A 3,073-nucleotide genomic window follows, 5' to 3' on the forward strand; every position below is an offset into this window, starting at 1 on the left:
ACTTCTGCCAATTTACCGGCGACAAGGTCTGCATTGATGTTATAAGACTCGCCTTTTTTGCCAACGCCTATCGGTGCAATGACAGGGATAAAGTTACCACTTGTCAGCATATCGACAACACTTGTGTTAATGCCAATAACTTTACCAACATGGCCTATATCAATAATCTCAGGGGCAGTGAGCCCCGGGGTATTACGTGTGTAGATCAGTTTCTCTGCACGCAGCAAACCGCCATCCTTGCCGGTCAAGCCCACGGCACTACCACCATGGCTATTGATAAGATTAACGATGTCTTTGTTAACCAGGCCACCTAGCACCATTTCAACAACGTCCATGGTTTCGCTATCGGTAACACGCATGCCGTCGATGAATTGACTTTCTTTACCCAGCTTATCGAGCAACTGACCAATTTGTGGGCCACCGCCATGAACAACGATAGGATTCATACCCACCAGCTTCATAAGCACGATGTCACGCGCAAAGCTGTTTTTCAGGCCTTCATCCACCATAGCATTACCACCGTATTTAACGACGATGGTCTTGCCATAAAATTTCTGAATATAAGGTAGCGCCTCGGTGAGGACTCGCGCTATATCCAGCGCTTTATTATTTTTCAGGGTCATGCTAGTACTCCAACAACCTTGTATTGATAGATTCAGCGAGCCAAGAAGCCGCCAGATGCTAGGCGTGCTTACGCAGGGCTAGTTATTCTAGCTCAAGTAAGCGCAACAACGTAGATGGCTGCTTCTTGGTTCGCCCGAAGGGAGCCAGCCAAATGTACCACTACGGTGTTGCAGCCCTTGACAAGGCAACAAGCCTTGTCTGCGTGCAGCGCCTTGTAGTGGTACATTTGGCTGGCTCTGAACCTATCAATACAAGGTTGTTGGAGTACAACTATTAGAACGGAAGATTGAGTGCCGAATCAAGTCCTAACATCAATTGACGGAACTCACCCTGGACACGCTGCAATGATGATGGGTTGTCTGCCTCAAAACGCATGACCAGGCACGGCGTGGTATTAGAGGCTCGTACCAGCCCCCAGCCATCTTCAAATTCAACGCGTAAACCATCGATAGTGATGATATTAGCATCGGGGAAATCTGCCGCAGCAAGCAATTGTTGCATAAACGTCGTACTGGCAGCATCGTCCATTTCAAGTTTCAACTCAGGCGTACTGACCCCATTGGGAATCTCGGCAAATAACTCGTAGCTGCTGCGTAAGTCGGCGGCAACGATTTCAAGCAGACGCGCTGCCGTGTAGAGCGCATCGTCAAAGCCATACCAACGCTCTTGAAAAAAGATATGGCCACTCATGTCACCCGCAAGTAAAGCGCCCGTTTGTTTCATACGTGCCTTAATTAAAGCATGACCTGTTTTCCACATCACCGGTTTACCACCGAAACGCTTGATGGCAGCACCCAAATGACGCGAGCACTTAACATCATAGATAATCTCTGCGCCCGGATTACGGCTGATCACATCCTTGGCATACAACACCATTTGACGATCAGGCCATATCACATTACCACGCGAATCAATGACACCAAGACGATCACCATCACCATCAAAGGCAAGACCAAGGTCGGCGTCATTGCTTATGACGGCCTCAATCACATCACTGAGATTTTCCGCATGGCTTGGGTCGGGATGATGATTGGGAAAATCGCCATCAACATCACAAAATAGCTCGATGACTTCGCAACCTAGGCTTCTGAGTAAACGCGGTGCCAAATCACCAGCAGCACCATTGCCACAATCCACCACTACTTTTAGTGGTCGTGACAGTTCAACATCGCTGACAATACTTTCGATATAGTCAGCAACAATATCGGTTTCTTCGACGCTACCAGTCCCTGCTTGAAAATCGCCACTTTCAATACGTGTACGCAATGCTTGAATGGTTTCGCCAGAGAGCATCTCACCCTTTAGCACCATCTTTAAACCATTGTAATTCGGGGGGTGATGACTGCCCGTCAACATCACGCCCGATGCCGTACTCATATAATGCGTCGCGAAATAGAGCACTGGTATCGGTACCAAACCTAAATTAACCACATCACGACCACTCTCGGTCAAACCTTTTATTAAGGCATTGAGTAACTCTGGCCCGGATAAACGACCATCACGCGCAACAACAACCGTTTGTTGGCCACGCGCATAGGCTTCGCTACCTAGCGCACGGCCAATATCTGCTACTAAATCAGTGGTCAGTGTCTCACCCACAATACCGCCAATATCATAGGCCTTAAAAACGTCTGCTAACACAGCTTGGGGCTGCTTGAGTTTTGGTTCTGGCTTTATATTCTCCACTAACGTCGGGTTATCTTGAAAAATCAAATCAATCGTTTCAAAACCCGAACTCGGTATCTCAGCTTGCTCATACTCATCGTCTTCATTACCATGATTGCTGTCATTACTCTGTATGGGTGTTGGTGTAACATCAACATCAATACGGCTAATCATATCGTAAGTGCTAACAAAATTACGCAAACGGATATCACTCACTTGCCGTAATAGTCGACCGGCCACCATGTCGCGCACCAGTGACACGATACTACTCAGGTCTTTACGCACTGAACTTGCAATCAAACGCGCAAACACCACAACCAGCATGAATAAAACCAAGGCTGCGCCAAAAAAAATCATGGCGTAATGACGCGTATTCAACTCAAAACCTAATGACACGGGCGTAGGAGGGAAATAATGCAAACGCCATGCAGTACCGTTGATTGGTCGCTCAAGCGCATTTCCAGCTTCCGACAATGCAGCATCGCCATATTTAGCCAATACTAACGGCTTGCCTTTTACCAGTGGTTGCTGTAATTCAAAATACCCACCACCGTATTGCGCCATCTCTTTGACAACCCCATCGAGAAAATGGTCTTTAAAACTCACCAACAAAAATCCTAATAAACTGCGGTTGGAACGGCTTTCTATACGGTTAATAAAATCAATATGACCATAGTCGCTACCAAATTGATGGCTTTCCAGGGGAGGGCTGATACCTTGACCATACGAATCAAGCAAATCAATATCAGCAAAACCAAGCTCCGGAAAGTCGCCCGGACGAGCA

2 protein-coding genes are annotated in these 3,073 nt (G+C 47.3%); both read right to left on the bottom strand.

Features of this window, described 5'->3' with window-relative positions:
• Positions 1-623 (bottom strand): acetylglutamate kinase (gene argB / locus JKY90_09470; protein ID MBL4852485.1); only part of this gene is annotated, 623 nt, incomplete at its 3' end.
• A 274-nt stretch (positions 624-897) separates the two neighbouring features.
• Positions 898-2,463 (bottom strand): phosphomannomutase/phosphoglucomutase, encoded by a 1,566-nt coding sequence (locus JKY90_09475; protein ID MBL4852486.1) that lies wholly within the window; start codon positions 2,461-2,463, stop codon positions 898-900.
• Positions 2,464-3,073: the final 610 nt, after the last annotated feature.

This window comes from Gammaproteobacteria bacterium, assembly GCA_016765075.1.
GTDB lineage: Bacteria > Pseudomonadota > Gammaproteobacteria.

Coding starts and splice junctions, on each gene's coding strand:
- JKY90_09475 (MBL4852486.1), bottom strand. CDS start 2,463: ATGATTAGCCGTATTGATGTTGATGTTACACCAACACCCATACAGAGT.